Source organism: Carboxylicivirga agarovorans (genome assembly GCF_050589845.1).
Taxonomy (GTDB): Bacteria; Bacteroidota; Bacteroidia; order Bacteroidales; family Marinilabiliaceae; genus Carboxylicivirga; species Carboxylicivirga agarovorans.
On sequence record NZ_JBNGPA010000003.1, the window covers coordinates 392,514 to 411,222 of the forward strand.

The 18,709-nt window shown below is 42.1% G+C and carries 12 protein-coding genes; 9 read left to right on the forward strand and 3 right to left on the reverse strand.

Going from position 1 to position 18,709, the window contains the following annotated elements; all coding sequences use genetic code 11:
- Positions 1 to 131 precede the first annotated feature (131 nt).
- Entirely contained in the window at positions 132 to 1,697 is a 1,566-nt protein-coding gene (locus ACRD69_RS05575) for a lamin tail domain-containing protein (protein ID WP_430814080.1), read from the forward strand.
- 182 nt (positions 1,698 to 1,879) lie between these two features.
- On the opposite strand, the gene hutU is transcribed toward ACRD69_RS05575, so the two are convergent.
- A complete protein-coding gene (hutU, locus tag ACRD69_RS05580) occupies positions 1,880 to 3,889 on the reverse strand; it encodes a urocanate hydratase (RefSeq protein ID WP_430814081.1) in 2,010 nt (669 codons plus the stop codon).
- Positions 3,890 to 4,098: 209 nt separating this feature from the next.
- On the opposite strand from hutU, the gene ACRD69_RS05585 reads away from it, so the two are divergent.
- The 3 genes from ACRD69_RS05585 to pepF all read left to right on the forward strand — a co-directional run bounded on the left by ACRD69_RS05585 (position 4,099) and on the right by pepF (position 8,848).
- Entirely contained in the window at positions 4,099 to 5,496 is a 1,398-nt protein-coding gene (locus ACRD69_RS05585) for an aminopeptidase P family protein (protein WP_430814082.1), read from the forward strand.
- A 122-nt stretch (positions 5,497 to 5,618) separates the two neighbouring features.
- Complete coding sequence (locus ACRD69_RS05590; protein ID WP_430814083.1) at positions 5,619 to 6,725, forward strand: C1 family peptidase; 1,107 nt, start codon at positions 5,619 to 5,621, stop codon at positions 6,723 to 6,725.
- A 239-nt stretch (positions 6,726 to 6,964) separates the two neighbouring features.
- A complete protein-coding gene (pepF, locus tag ACRD69_RS05595) occupies positions 6,965 to 8,848 on the forward strand; it encodes an oligoendopeptidase F (protein WP_430814084.1) in 1,884 nt (627 codons plus the stop codon).
- A 361-nt stretch (positions 8,849 to 9,209) separates the two neighbouring features.
- Here the strand turns inward: pepF and ACRD69_RS05600 are convergent, their stop codons facing one another.
- Positions 9,210 to 10,184, reverse strand: coding sequence for a M23 family metallopeptidase (locus ACRD69_RS05600; protein WP_430814085.1), 975 nt, complete (start codon positions 10,182 to 10,184; stop codon positions 9,210 to 9,212).
- Between the two features lie 122 nt (positions 10,185 to 10,306).
- Between ACRD69_RS05600 and alaS the strand changes: the two genes are divergently transcribed.
- The 5 genes from alaS to hutG all read left to right on the forward strand — a co-directional run bounded on the left by alaS (position 10,307) and on the right by hutG (position 17,827).
- Positions 10,307 to 12,940 (forward strand): alanine--tRNA ligase, encoded by a 2,634-nt coding sequence (gene alaS / locus ACRD69_RS05605; protein ID WP_430814086.1) that lies wholly within the window; start codon positions 10,307 to 10,309, stop codon positions 12,938 to 12,940.
- Positions 12,941 to 13,159: 219 nt separating this feature from the next.
- The gene (locus tag ACRD69_RS05610) at positions 13,160 to 13,612 is read left to right on the forward strand and encodes a DUF2846 domain-containing protein (RefSeq protein WP_430814087.1); all 453 of its coding nucleotides are present in this window, start codon (positions 13,160 to 13,162) and stop codon (positions 13,610 to 13,612) included.
- A gap of 273 nt (positions 13,613 to 13,885) precedes the next feature.
- Complete coding sequence (locus ACRD69_RS05615; RefSeq protein ID WP_430814088.1) at positions 13,886 to 15,091, forward strand: DUF1254 domain-containing protein; 1,206 nt, start codon at positions 13,886 to 13,888, stop codon at positions 15,089 to 15,091.
- Positions 15,092 to 15,192: 101 nt separating this feature from the next.
- Positions 15,193 to 16,293 carry a BamA/TamA family outer membrane protein gene (locus ACRD69_RS05620; RefSeq protein ID WP_430814089.1) on the forward strand — a complete coding sequence of 367 codons (1,101 nt, stop codon included), beginning with the start codon at positions 15,193 to 15,195 and terminating at the stop codon, positions 16,291 to 16,293.
- A gap of 550 nt (positions 16,294 to 16,843) precedes the next feature.
- Positions 16,844 to 17,827: a formimidoylglutamase gene (gene hutG / locus ACRD69_RS05625; protein ID WP_430814090.1), complete on the forward strand. Its 984-nt coding sequence runs from the start codon at positions 16,844 to 16,846 to the stop codon at positions 17,825 to 17,827.
- On the opposite strand, the gene ACRD69_RS05630 is transcribed toward hutG, so the two are convergent.
- Positions 17,817 to 18,512: a Crp/Fnr family transcriptional regulator gene (locus tag ACRD69_RS05630; protein WP_430814091.1), complete on the reverse strand. Its 696-nt coding sequence runs from the start codon at positions 18,510 to 18,512 to the stop codon at positions 17,817 to 17,819. The genes hutG and ACRD69_RS05630 overlap by 11 nt on opposite strands.
- Between the last annotated feature and the right edge of the window lie 197 nt (positions 18,513 to 18,709).

An 18,709-nucleotide genomic window follows, 5' to 3' on the forward strand; every position in this document is an offset into this window, starting at 1 on the left:
AACTTAATAATCACTTAACAATTAAGTTTTTAAATAGATTTTTTTCCTAATGTTTTTGTTTACATTAGCAGTGAGAACTTTTAATAACCTAATTTTTTAAGAATGAAAAAACACTACTCTATGTATTAGTTATGCTTACTCCTTTGGTAAGTTTTTCTCAAACCAGTGACCTTTTCTTTTCTGAATACGTTGAAGGAGGAGGAAATAACAAATATTTGGAAATCTATAATGGAACAGGTGCCACAGTAGATTTATCAGATTACATAATCGAACGATTTAATAATGGTGGAAGCGGAACACCGTCAGGAACAATGGAGCTTACTGGTTCATTAGCAGATGGTGATGTTTATACCATCGGTAATTCAGGAGGTACGATTTTTACCGCTGATATAGATCATACCATTACATATTACAATGGAGATGATGCTGTCGCTCTAAAGAAAGTTTCCACTGGCAACTACGTTGACATTATTGGTTGTATTGGTGAAGATCCGGGAAGTGCATGGTCAGATGGATCACATTCAACAGCAAATAAAACATTGGTGAGGAAAGCTTCCGTAAGTGGAGGTGTGACAACTAACCCTACTTCAGGATTCCCAACACTAGTAACTGAATGGAATGTATATAATCAAGACGAGCCAAGTTACCTTGGTTCTCATACTTATTCATCCGTTACAGGTTCACTTGAGTTAACTTCTCCCAATGGAGGAGAATCTTATTCAGCAGGACAAACCGTTAAGTTAACCTGGAATTCCACCAATGTTACTAATGTTTACTTTGAAGTATGGACACAAGATTCTGAATGGAATCCTATTTCAGGAAACATTGCTTCTCCTGATGGAAGCAATGAATATGATTTTACAATTCCTGCCAATGCCTTTACAGGAGATCAATACAAAGTCAAAGTTGTTGATGCCGATAATGTTTCTGTCATGGATGAATCCGATGCAGCATTCTCTATCGATGGGCATGACACAGAATTATTATGGGAAAATTTTGAAGGAAGTCAATTCAATTCAACTTTTCAGGTTAGTGTTACAGGAACTAAAATCTGGACTGCTAATGATGGCTATGGTGAAATGAATGGCTATGATAACGCTGCTCAGGAAAACGAAGAAGACTGGTTGATTTCTAATGCTATTAACCTTGACAACACATCAGATGAGTTACTGGCTTTCCAAACAAGTTTAAGTTACCCTGCAGATGGTTCTGATCTTACAGTTTTCTACTCATCAGACTATTCTGGTTCCGGTGATCCAAGTGGTTCAACATGGAATCCTTTAACGGCAGCAATGGCAAGTTCTTCAACCTATACACATTCTGGCTATATTGATTTATCATCTGTATCAGGAACCATCTACATTGGATTTAAATATATTGGTACAACAACAGATGCTGACAGATGGAGAATCAATGAGATTGAAGTTACTGGAGTTAACAGTACTCCAACTGATCTTGAAGATACAAAAGAATCAGATGTAGTAATTAGTCCTAACCCATTTTACAACGAGCTACTAATCAAATCATCGAAAGATGTACAGAAAGCAGTTATAGTTAATACAGCAGGACAAATTGTTAAGAACGACCTTACTGGCAGCAAGAGAATTACCACTGCAAACTTATCAAAAGGTCTTTACATTTTACAAGTTGAATTTACTGACGGTACTTCAACAACACAGAAAGTAATTAAGAAATAAGCTTAATTTTTTCCCTCAAATATTTCAATGACTGTCGCCCTTGCAAAAGGGTGGCAGTTTTTTTTTGCACATATCGCATTGGTGTTTTTAAGTCAATATCTGCATCGGGTATTTGGCCACTTAATAAAAAAGGGCTTGCCAAACGACAAGCCCCAATAAACTAAACTTTATAGTATCCATTACTACTTAAACAAACCTTCAATCAGCTGGTCGTCTGCCATACTTGGAATGGTAACCTTTAAATTCGGATTAGCTTCCATGGCACGCTTAATAGCAAATACAGCGCCTTCATTGCGGGCCCAGCTGCGTCGGGATATACCATTGTTTACATCCCAGAATAGCATATTTGTCAGGCGACGGTGCGAATCATCTGTTCCATCCAGCACCATACCAAAACCACCGTTCATTACTTCACCCCAGCCTACGCCACCACCATTGTGGATAGACACCCAGGTAGCACCGCGGAACGAATCACCAATCACATTCTGAACAGCCATATCAGCAGTAAACTGCGAACCGTCATAGATATTGGATGTCTCACGGTATGGGCTATCTGTACCCGACACATCATGGTGGTCACGACCCAATACCACAGGAGCAGAAATACGTCCATCGGCAATTGCCTTGTTAAAGGCAGCGGCAATACGCATTCGTCCTTCAGCATCGGCATATAAGATACGAGCCTGCGAACCTACGACCATTTTATTTTTACCTGCTTCTTTGATCCATAGAATGTTATCAGCCATTTGCTGCTGAATCTCTGCCGGCGATTCTTTCATCAGCTCTTCCAGTACATCAGTGGCAATCTGATCAGTAATTTCCAGGTCCTTGGGATCATTACTTGAACAAACCCAGCGGAATGGACCAAATCCATAATCGAAACACATTGGTCCCATAATATCCTGTACGTATGATGGATATTTAAAGTCACCTTTCTCATTCAGAATATCGGCACCGGCACGGCTTGACTCAAGCAGGAAGGCATTTCCATAATCGAAGAAATACATACCCTGGTTTGTACACTTGTTAACTGCTGCCACATGTCGGCGCAAACTCTCCTGTACTTTCTCTTTAAATAACTCAGGATTTTCAGCCATCATCTGGTTGGACTCTTCAAAAGACAAGCCAACGGGATAATAACCACCGGCCCATGGGTTATGCAGGGACGTCTGGTCTGAACCCAGATCAACTTTAATACCCTCTTCTGCAAATTTCTCCCATACATCAACTATGTTACCCTGGTAAGCGATAGAAACCACTTCTTTGGCGGCTTTAGCTTTTTCAACGCGGGCAACCAACTCATCAAGGTCAGAAATCACCTCATCAACCCAACCCTGCGAATGACGTGTATGTGTAGCTTTAGGATTAACCTCCGCAGTAATACTGATCACACCGGCAATATTTCCTGCTTTTGGCTGTGCTCCTGACATACCTCCCAAACCGGCTGTTATGAACAGCTTACCGGCCAGGTCGGTTTTACCTCCCGAAATCTTACGTCCGGCATTCAATACGGTAATTGTTGTACCATGTACAATTCCCTGCGGGCCAATATACATGAACGAACCTGCGGTCATCTGACCATATTGTGTAACCCCCAGTGCATTGAATTTTTCCCAGTCATCCGGCTTGGAATAATTCGGGATCATCATACCATTGGTTACCACAACACGTGGAGCATCTTTATGTGAAGGATATAATCCCATAGGGTGACCCGAGTACATTACCAATGTTTGCTCATCGCTCATCTCGGCTAAATATTTCATGCAAAGACGATACTGTGCCCAGTTTTGGAATACCGCCCCATTACCTCCGTAGGTTATTAACTCATGCGGATGCTGCGCTACGGCGTAATCCAGGTTGTTCTGGATCATTAGCATGATAGCTGCAGCCTGACGCGACTGGTGTGGAAACTCATCTAAATGACGGGCTTTCATCTCATAATCAGGACGCAAACGATACATGTAAATACGACCGTAGGTGTTTAGCTCTTCCAAAAACTCAGGTGCCAGTTCGGCATGCTGCTTCTCCGGAAAATAACGCAAAGCATTGCGTAAAGCCAGTTTCTTTTCATCTTCAGTTAAAATTTCCTTACGCTTTGGCGCATGATTAATGCTTGCCTCATAAGGTTTTGACGCAGGCAACACCTCTGGGATTCCCTCTAATATCGCTGCCTGAAACATTTTAGTATCCATATATGTTAAGTTTTTTTAAGTGTCTGTTTTGAGCGAAATTACTATCATATTTAGTTCATATACATGACAAAATGCAAATTGAGCAAAATCAGGTTTTCAACGATCGCATTCAGTCACTAAAAATTGGTCATATGCTAATGTGATAAATGTCGTTTCCCTTTGTAATTAAAAACCTTATCTTGAAATCCAATTTTTAAAAATCAAATAACATGTTTTCAAAAGAGACGTATATAAACAGACGAAAGCGATTGGCTGAAAAGGTTGAGTCTGGCCTTATTTTAATGTTAGGCAACAGCGATGTACCAATGAATTATAAAGATAATGTGTACCATTTCCGTCAGGACAGTACATTCCTTTATTTCTTTGGTATTGATCTGCAAGACCATGCTGCTATAATTGACGTTGATAATAATAAAGAGTACTTATTTGGCGATGATATTTCACTGGGTCATATTATCTGGATGGGGCCTCAGCCAACCATGGTTGAAAAAGCTGCATCAGTAGGCGTTGAGCATACACGTCCAATGGCCGACCTGGCTAAAATGATTGCTGATGCCACCAAATCGGGTCGTAAAGTACATTTCAATCCTCCTTACAGGGGAGAGAACATCATGTGGCTGGCTGACTTATTTGGCTGTCGTCACAATGAAGTTCAGGAGAAAACCTCACTGGAGTTGACCAAAGCCTGTATTGAGATCCGCTCTATTAAAGAACCATGTGAAATTGAAGAGATGGAACGCCACATGGCTGTTGCATACCAGATGCATACCACCGCTATGCGCATGGCACAAGATGGCGTTACGGAACAACAAATAACCGGCGCTATGGAAGGTATATCGATGAGCGGCGGCGGAATGGTATCATTCCCTATTATTTGCAGCAAGCGCGGCGAAACACTTCACAACCATGATCACAGCAACACTCTAAGAACAGGTGACTTGCTACTGGTCGACGGAGGTAGCGAATCTCCATTACACTATGCGACTGACCATACACGTACATCACCGGTTGGTGGTAAATTCTCACAGCGCCAGAAAGAGATCTATCAGATCGTAGTGGATGCCAACGATATAAGCCGCGAAGCGACTAAGCCGGGAGTAACATACAAGGAAGCCCACCTGGTGGCGGCCCGTGTTATTGCATCGGGATTAAAAGATCTTGGCCTGATGAAAGGTGATGTGGACGAAGCAGTTGCTGCAGGTGCTCACGCCATGTTCTTCCCTCACGGACTGGGCCACATGATCGGTCTGGATGTTCACGATATGGAAGACTACAATGATACATTGGTGGGATATATGGATGAAATGGAACGCAGTACTCAGTTTGGCTTGTCGGCCTTGCGCTTAGGACGCACCCTGCAACCTGGCTTCTGTATTACCAATGAACCGGGTATCTACTTTATTCCGGCATTGATCGACACCTGGAAAGCAGAGAACAAACACACTGATTTTATCAACTACGATAAAGTGGAGGCCTACAAAGACTTCGGAGGTGTTCGTCTCGAAGATGATATCCTGGTAACAGAAGATGGCTGCCGCATCCTTGGTGATCGCATCCCAATTACCGTTGATGAAGTTGAAGCTACTGTCAGCGAAGGAAAGAAATAACAATTAAAAACATAAGCAGGGGTCCATAGGCAATGTCGACCTCTGCTTAATAATCTTTGGTCGCTTCAATAAAGCATCTGACCATAGACATATCTCTTAAAACAATAGATTAAAGGTAAATCATGAAGAAACTGACATTATTAATGCTGGCCGGTGCAATTGCTTTTGGAGCATCGGCGCAGGAAGAACCCAAAAGCACAATTGAATTTACACCGGTACACGACATTCAGACAACCGCCGTTAAAAGTCAGGATAGAACAGGTACCTGCTGGTCATACAGTACTACCTCTTTCCTTGAAACGGAAATCATAAGATTGGGAGGCCCTGAACTGGATCTTTCTGAAATGTATTTCGTTCGTTATGCTTATCCTGAGAAAGCCCGCTTATATGTAATGGCACATGGCAAAGGCAACTTCAGTGAGGGTGGACAGGCGCACGACGTCATGAAAGTGGTAAGTGAGCACGGTATTGCGACTGAAGAAGCTTATCCGGGACGCCGCGATGTTAGCAAACCCCATAATCACTCAGAATTGGCTTCTTCTCAAAAAGCCTTGTTAGATAATTACATCAAGGGTCGTAAGGCATCTCCTTCGCCGGTTTGGTATGAAGTGCAAGGCGCTATCTTAGATATTTACTTAGGTGAAGTTCCTGAAAAGGTGGACGGCAAAACGCCACAGGAATTTGCTAAAGCAATGAATATAAATGCTGATGATTACGTAGAATTAACATCCTACACACATCACCCTTATTACAAAGCTTTTAATCTTGAAGTACCAGATAACTGGAGCGATGATTTATATTATAACCTTCCTTTGGATGAATTAATGGAAGTGATGGATAATGCCCTGGCTAATGACTATTCATTTGTTTGGGACGGTGATGTAAGTGAGAAATTCTTCTCACACAAAATGGGTGCTGCCATTGTACCTGTTGATGAAGAAAAAGGTTTTGCTCCACAGGAGGAAAAAGAAATTACACCTGACGTTCGTCAGGAGGCATTTTTATCATGGCAGTCAACCGATGACCATTTGATGCACATAACTGGCTTATCAAAAGATCAGAATGGTACGCCTTATTACAAAACTAAAAACAGCTGGGGAACAGGTCGTGGAGGATACGAAGGTTATCTATACATGTCTGAAAGCTATATGCGTTTGCATACCGTAGCTATAATGGTGCATAAAGACGCTATTCCGAAGGCCATTAAAAAGAAATTAGGCATTAAATAAGGCCTGTTGAACAACAAAAGTGGAGACATCTTTGTCTCACTCTACAATATACCACTCCCCTTCTCCATTGTGATGAGGGGGGTGGTTTATACCAATAATATATTGAAATGAGCGTTATTAGTAAGCCCTCTTAAAAATCATCAAAACAAGTTAACGCTCGTTCATCGCAAAATTGGTATTATTTTGATTTAAGAACTGTCCCATAAACTCTTAAACCAAATCACACAAAACAAATCACTATGAAAAAAATTGCACTTGTATGCGTTTTAGCTGTAGCAACATTACTACCGGCCATTGCACAGGTTAATTACAAAACAAGAGAAGAGATTCCTGATAAATACAAATGGAATTTCAATGACATCTACAAAAGTTGGGATGCCTGGGAAGCCGACCTGGCAGCCATCCAGAAGGACATGGACGAAATGCTGACCTTCAAAGGCAAATTGGGCGAAAGTCCTGATAACCTGCTTGCCATGATGAGCCTGCAGGAAAGCTTAATGAAAAAGGCCTATAAAGCTTACCGCTTTGTTTCATTGCAAAGCACCGTTGACACACGCAACACCGAACTGCAGGGAAAATTGCAGAAGGTACAGTTGATGTTTGCACAATTTGGCGTATCCATGTCATGGATGGCACCTGAAATGATCCAGATCCCTGAAGCAACCATGAAACAATGGCTTGCCGATAACGAGGGGCTGAAAGTGTATGAGTTTGAACTAACTGACATGTACCGCCTGCAAAAGCACGTGCTTAGTGAAAAAATGGAAGAACTGGTTTCTTACTACTCGCAGGTATCAGGCACACCAGGTGATGTTTTCACAGCCCTGTCAACTGCCGATATTGTTTTCCCTGAAGTGGAATTATCAAATGGTGAGAAAGTAACGGTTACACCAGGTGGATACTCGCACGTTGTAACGAACAATAAAAACCAGGAAGATCGTCGCAAGGCCTATGAAGCTTTTTACGATGTATACTACAAGAACAAAAATACCTACGCAGCCATTTACAATGGTATTGTTCAATCGGGCTGGGCCAATGCCAGAGCCAAGAAATACCCAAGCTGTCTGGATGCAGCACTGGAAGGCAACGCCATCCCTAAAGAAGTGTATTTAAACCTGATCAACACGGTTAAAAAGCACACTGAACCTCTTCAGAAGTATACTAAGTTACGTAAGAAGGTATTGGGACTTGAAAAATATTATGGTTTCGACGGCTCCTTAAGCCTGACCGATTTCAACAAGAAGTATCCATATGAAGAAGCTGTTGAGATTGTGACGCAGTCGGTTTTACCATTGGGTAAAGACTACCAGGCTAAACTTGAAACAGCGACCTCAAGTGGCTGGCTTGATGTATATGAAAATCCTGGTAAACGTTCAGGCGCATTCTCTGCAGGTGTATACGGTGTTCACCCATACATGCTGCTGAACTACGACGAAACACTGGATTATGTATTTACCCTGGCTCATGAGCTGGGTCATACCATGCACACCACACTGTCTAACGAAACACAGCCTTTCGCAACCCATGGTTATACCATTTTTGTAGCTGAAGTAGCTTCGACCTTTAACGAGCGTTTATTACTGGATTACATGATGGAGAACACCAAAGATCCAAAAGAGCGTATAGCTCTTTTAAACCAGGCTATTCAGGGCATTATCGGCACCTTCTATGCACAAACCATGTTTGCTGATTACGAGTACCAGGTTCACAGCCTGGCAGAGCAGGGTCGTCCTGTTAATGCTGATATCTTAACCAATATCTGGAAAGGATTGGCCGACACCTATTATGGTGATGTATCAGAGGAAACCATGTATTCAGGTTATGCCTGGACACGTATCCCTCATTTCTACAACTCACCGTTCTACGTATACCAATATGCCACTTGTTTTGCATCGTCGGCACAGATATATAAAGACGTGACCGAAGGTAAAAAGAAAGACCGTCAGGCAGCCCTTGAGCGCTATATCACCTTATTGAAATCAGGTGGTAATGATCATCCTATGGAGCAGCTGAAAAAAGCAGGCGTTGACTTAACTAAAGAAGAAACCATTATGGCTGTTATTAATCAGCTGGATGTGTTGGTTGATCAGCTGGCCGTTGAACTGGACAAACTGGAGGAGTAGTTCTTTGCATCATTAATAATGACGAACATATAATTATAAGGTGGCCTTTGGGTCACCTTTTTTTGTATCAGCCTTAGTCGTTTTATCCTCCCTCAAAACCTGAGAACGCTCCATACTTCATATTTGAAACTTTTCCGGTTGTATTTTACAGTCTGCTGACATAAACAATTCAGGCCCTTCAAGCCTGGTAACAGAAGGTTCAGTGCGAACGGTTACCGGTGCTAATTCAAATTTGGTCCTTTATGGACAGTCCCCCCCTAAGTTACTAACTAACGCACACAGTCAAAACAAAAAAAGCCCTGCTTTCGCAGGGCCTTATATTATTTGCTTAATTCGTAACAGTGGAAGTAATTCACCATACTTAATCGAAAGTCTGGTTCGAATTAGATGCAATCTGAATCATCTTATCATACTGCTCAGCCGTTAAGTCTTCTTTAAAATAGTAATGCTGAGGATTCACCTTTTTACCTTTTACATGCACTTCGTAATGCAGGTGAGGTGCGGTACTACCACCTGTATTTCCAACGTAACCGATAATATCGCCCCGCTTAACCTTTTGTCCTCGTTTTACATTGAACTTATCAAGGTGAGCATAAAGGGTTTTATAACCGAAACCATGGTCAATCTCAATGCGTTTTCCGTAACCTGTTTTTTCGGTGGTGATCTTGGTTACTTTCCCATCAGCCGTAGCATAGATATCTGTACCAATAGGTGCAGAGAAATCCATTCCCTCATGGAACTTTTTAACCTTATAGATCGGGTGTATACGATATCCCCATCCTGAAGCTGTGCGCTTTAGGTCATTATTGGCAATGGGCATGATGGCGGGCGTACAACGCAGCATCTCTTCTTTACGCATGGCCAGGCCGATGACTTCATCAAACGAAGTTGACTGCACATACAGTTGTTTCATCACAATATCCAGTCGCTTAGCAGTAGAAGTCACCAATTCGGCATTGTCCATACCCTCCAGGTGCTGGTAGCGGTTAACTCCGCCAAAACCGGCACGGCGAATACTATTAGGAATGCTGTCAGCCTGAAATATGGTTCTGTAAATGTTCTCATCACGTAATTCGATATCTTCCAAAACCAACTCCAGCTGGTCAAGTTTCTTATTCATGATATCGTATTGCGATAATAATTGCTTGTTTTCGTTCTTCAGACGCTTCTCAACAGGACTTTCGATAATATGCGGATATATAAAGAAACTCAGCATTCCAACTAATAATACAAACAACGAATAGATGGATGCCCGAGAGCCGTAATATTTAAAACCTTTATCAATTTTATCGTAGCTAAGCGTTTCTGGATTATAACGATACTTAACTTTTGACATAGTGTAGGTGTTTTACTTTTTAATTAGAAAAATTAGGGACTAATCGTCCCAAAATTACTTAAATAATCTAACTTTGCAAGGTTTTTTATTGTACATAACACCTTGATATAAAATTTACGAATATGATGACGGCCTCTGAAGTAAGGAAGAGTTTTCTGGATTTCTTTAATTCTAAGCAACATAAAGTAGTGGCATCGGCGCCAATGGTGGTAAAAAATGACCCTACACTCATGTTTACCAACGCAGGTATGAATCAGTTTAAGGATATCTTTTTAGGAAACAATCCGGCTGAAAGCCCGCGGGTTACCAATTCACAAAAGTGTCTACGCGTTTCAGGTAAGCACAACGACTTAGAGGAAGTAGGTCACGATACCTACCACCACACTATGTTCGAGATGCTTGGCAACTGGTCTTTTGGCGATTACTTTAAAAAAGAAGCCATTGCATGGGCATGGGAATACCTGACTGAAGTATTAAAGATAGACAAAGACCGCTTGTATGTTACCGTTTTTGAAGGTAGCAAAGAAGATAACGTGAGTCGTGATGATGAAGCTGCTGACGCATGGATGGAATGGATCTCTGAAGACCGCATCATCAACGGTAATAAAAAGGACAACTTCTGGGAAATGGGTGAAACAGGTCCTTGTGGTCCTTGCTCAGAAATCCATATTGACATGCGCCCCGATGATGAGCGCGCTAAGGTTGATGGTAAGTCATTGGTCAATATGGATCACGATCAGGTAATCGAGATCTGGAACCTGGTATTTATCCAGTTTAACCGTATGTCGAACGGTGAGCTAAAGCCACTGCCAAACAAACATGTTGACACAGGTATGGGATTTGAGCGCCTGGTACGTGTTATCCAGGGTAAATCATCCAACTACGATAGTGATGTCTTCACGCCTATCATCAATAAAATTGCAGAGCTTTCGGGATTTGAGTACGGCAAAAGCGAAGAAATTGATATTGCCATGCGAGTGGTTTCCGACCATGTGCGCACCATTGCCTTTTCAATCACTGACGGTCAGCTGCCATCAAACAATAAAGCTGGCTATGTAATTCGCCGCATCTTACGTCGTGCCGTGCGCTACAGTTATACATTCCTAAACAGTAAAGAGGCCTTCGTATATAAATTGGTTGACACCCTGATTGCAACAATGGGTGATGCTTTCCCTGAGTTACAGGCTCAAAAAACATTAATTGAGAAAGTAATTAAGGAAGAGGAAGAGTCATTCTTACGTACCCTGGCAACAGGTATCAGTATGTTAGATAAGATCATGGCTGAGACAAAAGCCAAGAACTACAATGTTGTAAATGGTGCTGTTGCTTTTGAATTGTACGATACTTTTGGCTTTCCATTGGATTTGACTGAGCTTATCCTTAAGGAAAATGACTTGGTGGTAAACCGTGAGGAGTTTGAAGGTGAAATGCAGAAGCAGAAAGAGCGTGCGCGTAATGCCTCAGCCATTGAAACAGATGACTGGGTAGTGCTTCAGCAAGATGACCGGGAAGAGTTTATCGGCTATGATTACCTGGAGTCGGATGTGTTTATTACCCGCTACCGTAAAATCAAGCAGAAGAATAAAGAATTATACCAGATCGTATTTAACATTACCCCTTTCTACGCGGAGAGTGGTGGTCAGGTTGGTGACACCGGTTATATTCAGCTTGGTGAAGAAAAAGTATCTATCATTGACACGAAAAAGGAAAATAACCTGATCGTGCACCTTGCCAAGAAATTGCCTACTGAATTAAACGGTACATTTAAAGCGGTTGTAAACAAGCAGGGGCGTCAAAACATTGCCAACAACCACACCGCTACCCACCTGATGCACGAAGCCTTGCGCGAAGTTCTGGGTGAGCACGTTGAGCAAAAGGGTTCACTGGTACATCCCGATTACCTGCGCTTTGACTTCTCGCACTTCCAGAAAGTGAGTGATGAAGAAATTGCAAAGGTTGAGGCCCTGGTTAACCAGCGTATCCGCAGCAATATGCAATTGGAAGAGATGCGTGAAATTCCACATGCCGAAGCAATGAAATTGGGCGCTATGGCTCTGTTTGGTGAGAAATACGGTGACCTGGTTCGCGCCATTAAGTTTGGTTCGTCTGTTGAATTGTGTGGTGGAACACACGTTGAAGCAACCGGCCAGATGGGCTTCTTTAAAATCATCAGCGAATCATCTATTGCAGCAGGTATCCGTCGTATTGAAGCCGTAACAGGCGCTAAAGCTGAAGAGTTTATCAACCAGCAGTTTGCTCTTATTAAGGAGTTGGGCGAGATGTTTAAAAACCCGGCCAACCTTAAAAAGAACATCGAGAACCTGATGAGAGAAAACAGCAAGCTTAGCACACAGACAGAAGGCATGTTAAAGAATATCATGGCCATTGAGAAGCGTGATTTGATCGACGATGCCGTTGATCATGCCGGCATCAAACTTATTGCCACCCGCGTAAAACCAATGCTGTCCAATTCATTGAAGGACCTGGCTTTCCAGATCAAGCAGGAATTAGACGATGTGGTCGCCGTATTGGGTGCGGAGGTTAATGGTAAACCTCAATTGGCAATTCTTGTCTCTGACAACCTGGTAAAAGAAAAGGGCTTAAATGCCGGTACGATCGTTCGCGAAGCAGCTAAGAAGATGCAAGGCGGTGGTGGTGGTCAGCCATTCTTTGCCACAGCAGGTGGTAAAAACGTTGAGGGCCTTGATGTAGCCATTGAAGAAGCCGTATCAATTGTGAAAAATCAGCTGGCTTAACAGAAGCCCAGATAAGATATAGTAAGAAAGCTCGCCTTTGGCGGGCTTTTTTTATTGTGCGTTGATTCTCATACCATGACAAAACATTTCCTGCTTTTGTCAGTTGTATTAACTGTAAACTTTTGACTTTGAGCCCAACAGAGCACTTCGTGAACTATAAAGGGTAGTCAGGCTCTTAAAATCTGAACACTTTTGTACCAAACATAAAAACGATGAGTCATGAGAAAATTAGCATTTGCCTTGTTAGTCCTGCCGCTATTAATTGGTTGCGCATCTACCAGTAAAGCACCTGTTGAAAAAAGTGAAGAAGCTAAGCGTTTTGAAAAACACCCCGACAAAGCTGTAGTCTACCTTTATAGAACCGGCCGAATGGTTGGTGCCGCTGGTCAGATCCAGGTTAAAATAAATGGTATTGAAGCCGGTGGTACAGGACCTGGTACTTTCTTCAGGTGGGAACTTAACCCGGGTACTTATTCATTTATGAGTTCAACTGCAGAAAGTTCACGCGTGGTAGAGCTGGAGGTGAAAGCCGGTGAACATTACTTTCTTCGTCAGGATGCAAGAGTTGGTGTTAATGCCGGTCGTGTAACACTTGTTGAAAAAGATGAGAAAACGGGCATGAAAGAAATTGACGGTTGCAAGCTTATTGTCAGTGCTTATAAACAAGAGTAGATTCGTGCAGGAATTAGTCTGCAGCGATTGTTTTTTATTGAGTCTTTTTATTGCTCAAGACGCTAGGGCTTTCCCTTTTTTCTACAGTCAAAAAAGGAAACAAAAAGTCCGCTGACTGCAGCATTTATAGTATCGTATAGTATAGTAAGCCATTTGTTATAACACTAGATGAAGCAAAGCTCAATGAAAAACAATCCACCTCTATTTAAGCATTTATAATGGTTAAATAGTCATAAATCACTATATTGAAGACTATTAACCAGCAAACCTATCATGAAAATACTTACAAACCTGTTTATAGTACTACTCGTACTTTTCCTTTCTGCATGCGGCTCCAAGTCTAAAAAAGATTCTTCTATTACAGTTGATACAACAAAAAAAGTCACTACAACAGAACGTCCTTCCGATGCAGAGTTACATGCCTACAAAGCTTATCACCACACACGCTACATGGTCGAAACAGCCAAACAGGCGGGTGGTACCAATAAATTATTACACACCAAAGATCTGCCTACCGAAGGAACCGATCCGGTTGTAACACCTGCCTTGGATCACCTGTACTCCAAAGCTGTTATTGATTTAAGCGAAGGGCCTGTTACAGTTGAATTCCCAGATGATATTAGTGATCGTTACTGGTCCATCCATATAACTGACCAGGAGCATTATACCATCTTTGATGAAATACGCCCGGTGGGACAATATACTTTTGTACGCAAAGGAAAAAACATGCCTGTCGCCCATGGTGCCCAAGTAATTGAAAGTCCGGGTGACTATCCGCATCTGTTTATTCGCATTCAGGTCAAAACACCCGAAGATAAAACCAATACCCTGGCTGTTCAGGAACAGATTACCCTTAGCGGCGTGAGCAAAGACTTTATGGTGCCTGAAAGCGACTATGTGAAACATGTCATAGAGACGCATGACATCTATCCGCAGAACGAAGGATTATTAGCTTCTGTAATCGATTTTGACATTGATGATTATAACCAAGTGTTTGCCTATGTGGGAACGAGGGCTTATACAATTGCCGATAATCGCGGTGCATTTGGTCCCATCGACAGCCAGGAACCCAACAGCGATAATCCGGAAATCAGAGCAGCTGCCATTATTGGTCACCTGGGACTGCCTGCTGAACACGCCATCTACATTCCGCAGTTTATCAATTGCGATGGCAAGCCTCTGAACGGTGATAAAACAGAGGTATTCACTTTTGCCTATGAACCGGCAGGTGTGAAAGAATTCTGGTCCATTACACGTTATAGCGCTATTACACGAAATACCCTGGCCGGTAAAAATGATGTGTACAATGCCTATAACACTCAGCCCGATGACAATGGTAACATTACCATTACATTTAGTGTTGAAGATCCTAAGGACGGAACATACTGGATGCCGGTTAACGCTGGGGAACCATATTATTTTATCGCCCGGTATTACAGTCCCGACCTAAACAATATCCCTCCAAATCCCTGCGATTAAAAAGATTACACAACCAAACTTGATATAAATTCACAGGCAGAGCTGTCCAGTCGCTAATTAAAGGTCGGCTCTGCAGTTTTCTTTATAGAACTAAATACACCATGACAAAAGCTCTTTTGTTCGCCCTGATAATTGCCTTAGTAACGCCTGTTGCCATGCAGGCCCAGGCACCTGATAACACCACAAGTATAAGTGATACCAGTAAACAAACGATATGGAAAAAGCACAATGTTAAGTTGGCTGCTATACCCATTATTAACTACGATCCGTCATTGGAACTCAATATGGCGGCCCTGGTAAATGCATTCTACAGGCTCAATCCTGCAGATACCATATCTCCACTCTCTATGGCTGGTGCCATGGTGGGTTATACCACCAATGAATCGTGGTACTGGGCCCTGTATACCAAAATGTATTTCAATGAAGACAATTACCGCCTGACACTGGCCTATGGCGACGCATCGGTCAACTTTCAGTATTATGATGCCGGATATGGTGGTTTTATTGATTTTAATTCCCTTCACGATCTTTTTATTGTTGAATTGCAGCGCCGTGTATATAAACGATGGTATCTGGGTGCCAAATATTTTAATCAGAAGATCTTGACTACCTATGATTTTGATGGGGCTCCGGCAGAGCCTGAAAAACAGGATATGACACACCTGGGACTGGTCATTTCGCACGATAGCCGTGACTTTATATACAATCCCCACGGTGGCGATTACCTCAATTTCAAAACAGGTCATTATCGCGATGCCTGGGGTTCGGCCTATGAGTTTGATAAGTATGAATTTGACTTCACCAAGTTCTTCGGTCTAAATGAAAACGAGGTGATCGCTGCACGCCTCACTGCCCTGGTTGCCACAGGTGATGTACCCTTTGAGGGACAGTATGTGGTTGGTCGCGATGACATAAGAGGATATACCAATGGTAAGCACCGAGCCGATCAGGTATATAATATTCAGGGCGAATACCGCTGGAACTTTTACAAAAAATGGGGCATGGTTGGCTTTGCCGGAATAGCAACAGCAGTCAATAGTCCTGCCGATATTAAGTTTGACGAGCTTTTACCCGGTGCCGGTGCCGGTCTGCGCTATATGGCCATACCTTCGGAGAAGATCAATATTGGTGTTGATGTGGCGGTGGGTAAAGACGACTGGGGTATATATTTCCGCATTGGGGAAACTTTTGGTGATAAGTAAGCGATTATTAAAGTGGCATTTGTTCGGTAATTCCTGCCATTTGCTTGTTATCTCCTTCGGAACAGCTCCGGGGCTGCTTCGGTAACTGTTCGGTAGTTGTTCGGTAATCCTTCGGTAATTGTTCGGCTACGCGCGTAGCCGAACAATTACCGAAGAAATACCGAAGCAGGCCCGATTATGACCCGAAACAGGTCAGAAAAAGCTATAAAATGGCTTCAAAATGCACTTTTTTCGGATTTTTTATGTCAAAACACCGTTTTCTATAACGTCTATTGGTTAGTATTTTGAGTCAAATTCAACTTCATATTCTCATATATCACTAATTATATGGCCTTTAAGGTTTTTATCAAATTACAGTGCATGCATTGTCATTGACCTGCCCCAGCTGAGTTAGTATGTTTGTGAAAAGTTAAAATGCAATGATCATGAAAACATATGGAACAATAGCAAAACCTGTTCAATGCATTGTATCATCGAAGTTTATTTCTTCAATTGATGCAAGTCAGTCCATGAACAATTGTTTAAGCTCATCTTTGCAAAAAACACAAGCATGCAAAACAGATATCAGCCACCAACACCATTGAAAGGACGAATTGACAGCACAGTGGACAAGGATGCATTCAGATGGCATCAAACCATTAATTACATTGACCTCACAAAGTCAGTCAGTTATGATAATGAGCAACTGAATATTTGTTTTCTTGGTTTTTGCTGCGACGAAGGTGTTAAACGAAACATGGGCCGACAGGGAGCATCCAGGGGTCCCGCTAGCATACGCAAGGAGATGGCCAACTGGCCTGCCAACTACCTTCCTCACGCATGTTTATTCGATGCTGGCGATATCACTTGTACCGATGGAGATCTTGAAGATGCACAGGAAGCATTAGCGCAGGCCGTAGATATAATTATCAGTAAGGGCTTCTTTCCTATCTTGCTGGGCGGTGGTCATGAAATTGCATTGGGGCACTTTAAGGGTCTTATTAAAAACAATGGGCATACACCTGCAATCATTAATTTTGATGCTCACCTTGATTTACGTCCTGTCATTGATAAGGGCTCTTCAGGAACTATGTTCAACCAGATCCATCAGATATGTGAAGCGCAAAACAAAGACTTTAATTATATGTGCATTGGTGCTCAAACATATGCCAATACCCAAAGCCTGTTTAATAAGGCCAGATCAATAGGTGCCGATTACATCCTGGCAAAAGATATTAGTGCTGCTACATTTGATACCGTAAAAGAGAAAATACACCAATTCATTGACGATAAATCGGCAATATATCTGACGATATGCACCGACGTACTTTCAGCGGCACATGCACCCGGCGTTTCTGCGGTTCAGCCCTTCGGCCTCGATCCCGACAATGTGCTTCAGCTAATAAAAAGCATCATTGCCACAGGAAAACTATGCAGCCTCGATATAGCTGAAGTGTCACCACGATTTGATACAGATAACCGTACTGCCAAATTAGTAGCTGTATATATATATGCAGTTATTAATTCTCTGATTGAGTTACGCCTTAACCAATAGTGCTAATTTCAAGCAGCTTATCAGGATTGAGTATTTCTATTTCGTTACAATGAACGGCTATTAATCCCTCATCCTTGAATTTGGTTAATATACGTGTTGTACTCTCAACCGACATACTTGCCAGTTCGGCCAGGTCTTTACGTGTCAACTGCAGCGGGAACTTATCTGTTTTATAAATGCGATTGGAAAGGCAAAGTAAAACATCAGCCAGGCGACCATAGGTCTGCTTCTTGGTTAAGCAAAAGAAACGCCCATTGATGATCACAGAATTTTCGGCCAACATGCTAATAACCTGTCCGGCAAATTTCGCATTGCTCTCGATCAGCTTCTTGAAAGCACCTATCTCAATTAGTTTGACCGTTGAATCCATATATGTTTGCGCACTATACGGAAAGGTATTGTTACCTTCAAATAAAGCAGGCAGACCAATAATATTAATAGCAGGCAATATTTTAAGAATAAGGGCATCATTACCATTTTCCAGGTAGATCTTTGCCAAACCTTCTTTCATCACCATAATATGAGAGGCAAAAGATCCTTGTTTGCATATGGTTTCACCGCGCTTATACTCCACCTCAACACTATTCTCTTCAACAAAGTCCAACTCCTCCGGGGTCAAATCATCAAAACAACAAAGAGGATTTTCTCCAACTGAACAACCATTATAAACTACTGATTTTGGCATATAACTAACTTTAAAGGGTTAGCCAAAAATACTTATTGTTTTTGAAATAACAGACAATTACGCAAACTTTCTGTCGCTTTTAATAGCTTACAAATCAACACAAAACGCAAACGGATTGACATGAAACAATAACTTTTATGTGCCAGTGCAACTACTTATTAACAGAGTTACACTGTTCGATCGGTAATGCGTCATAT

Coding starts and splice junctions, on each gene's coding strand:
- ACRD69_RS05575 (WP_430814080.1), top strand. CDS start 132: ATGCTTACTCCTTTGGTAAGTTTTTCTCAAACCAGTGACCTTTTCTTT.
- hutU (WP_430814081.1), bottom strand. CDS start 3,889: ATGGATACTAAAATGTTTCAGGCAGCGATATTAGAGGGAATCCCAGAG.
- ACRD69_RS05585 (WP_430814082.1), top strand. CDS start 4,099: ATGTTTTCAAAAGAGACGTATATAAACAGACGAAAGCGATTGGCTGAA.
- ACRD69_RS05590 (WP_430814083.1), top strand. CDS start 5,619: ATGAAGAAACTGACATTATTAATGCTGGCCGGTGCAATTGCTTTTGGA.
- pepF (WP_430814084.1), top strand. CDS start 6,965: ATGAAAAAAATTGCACTTGTATGCGTTTTAGCTGTAGCAACATTACTA.
- ACRD69_RS05600 (WP_430814085.1), bottom strand. CDS start 10,184: ATGTCAAAAGTTAAGTATCGTTATAATCCAGAAACGCTTAGCTACGAT.
- alaS (WP_430814086.1), top strand. CDS start 10,307: ATGATGACGGCCTCTGAAGTAAGGAAGAGTTTTCTGGATTTCTTTAAT.
- ACRD69_RS05610 (WP_430814087.1), top strand. CDS start 13,160: ATGAGAAAATTAGCATTTGCCTTGTTAGTCCTGCCGCTATTAATTGGT.
- ACRD69_RS05615 (WP_430814088.1), top strand. CDS start 13,886: ATGAAAATACTTACAAACCTGTTTATAGTACTACTCGTACTTTTCCTT.
- ACRD69_RS05620 (WP_430814089.1), top strand. CDS start 15,193: ATGACAAAAGCTCTTTTGTTCGCCCTGATAATTGCCTTAGTAACGCCT.
- hutG (WP_430814090.1), top strand. CDS start 16,844: ATGCAAAACAGATATCAGCCACCAACACCATTGAAAGGACGAATTGAC.
- ACRD69_RS05630 (WP_430814091.1), bottom strand. CDS start 18,512: ATGCCAAAATCAGTAGTTTATAATGGTTGTTCAGTTGGAGAAAATCCT.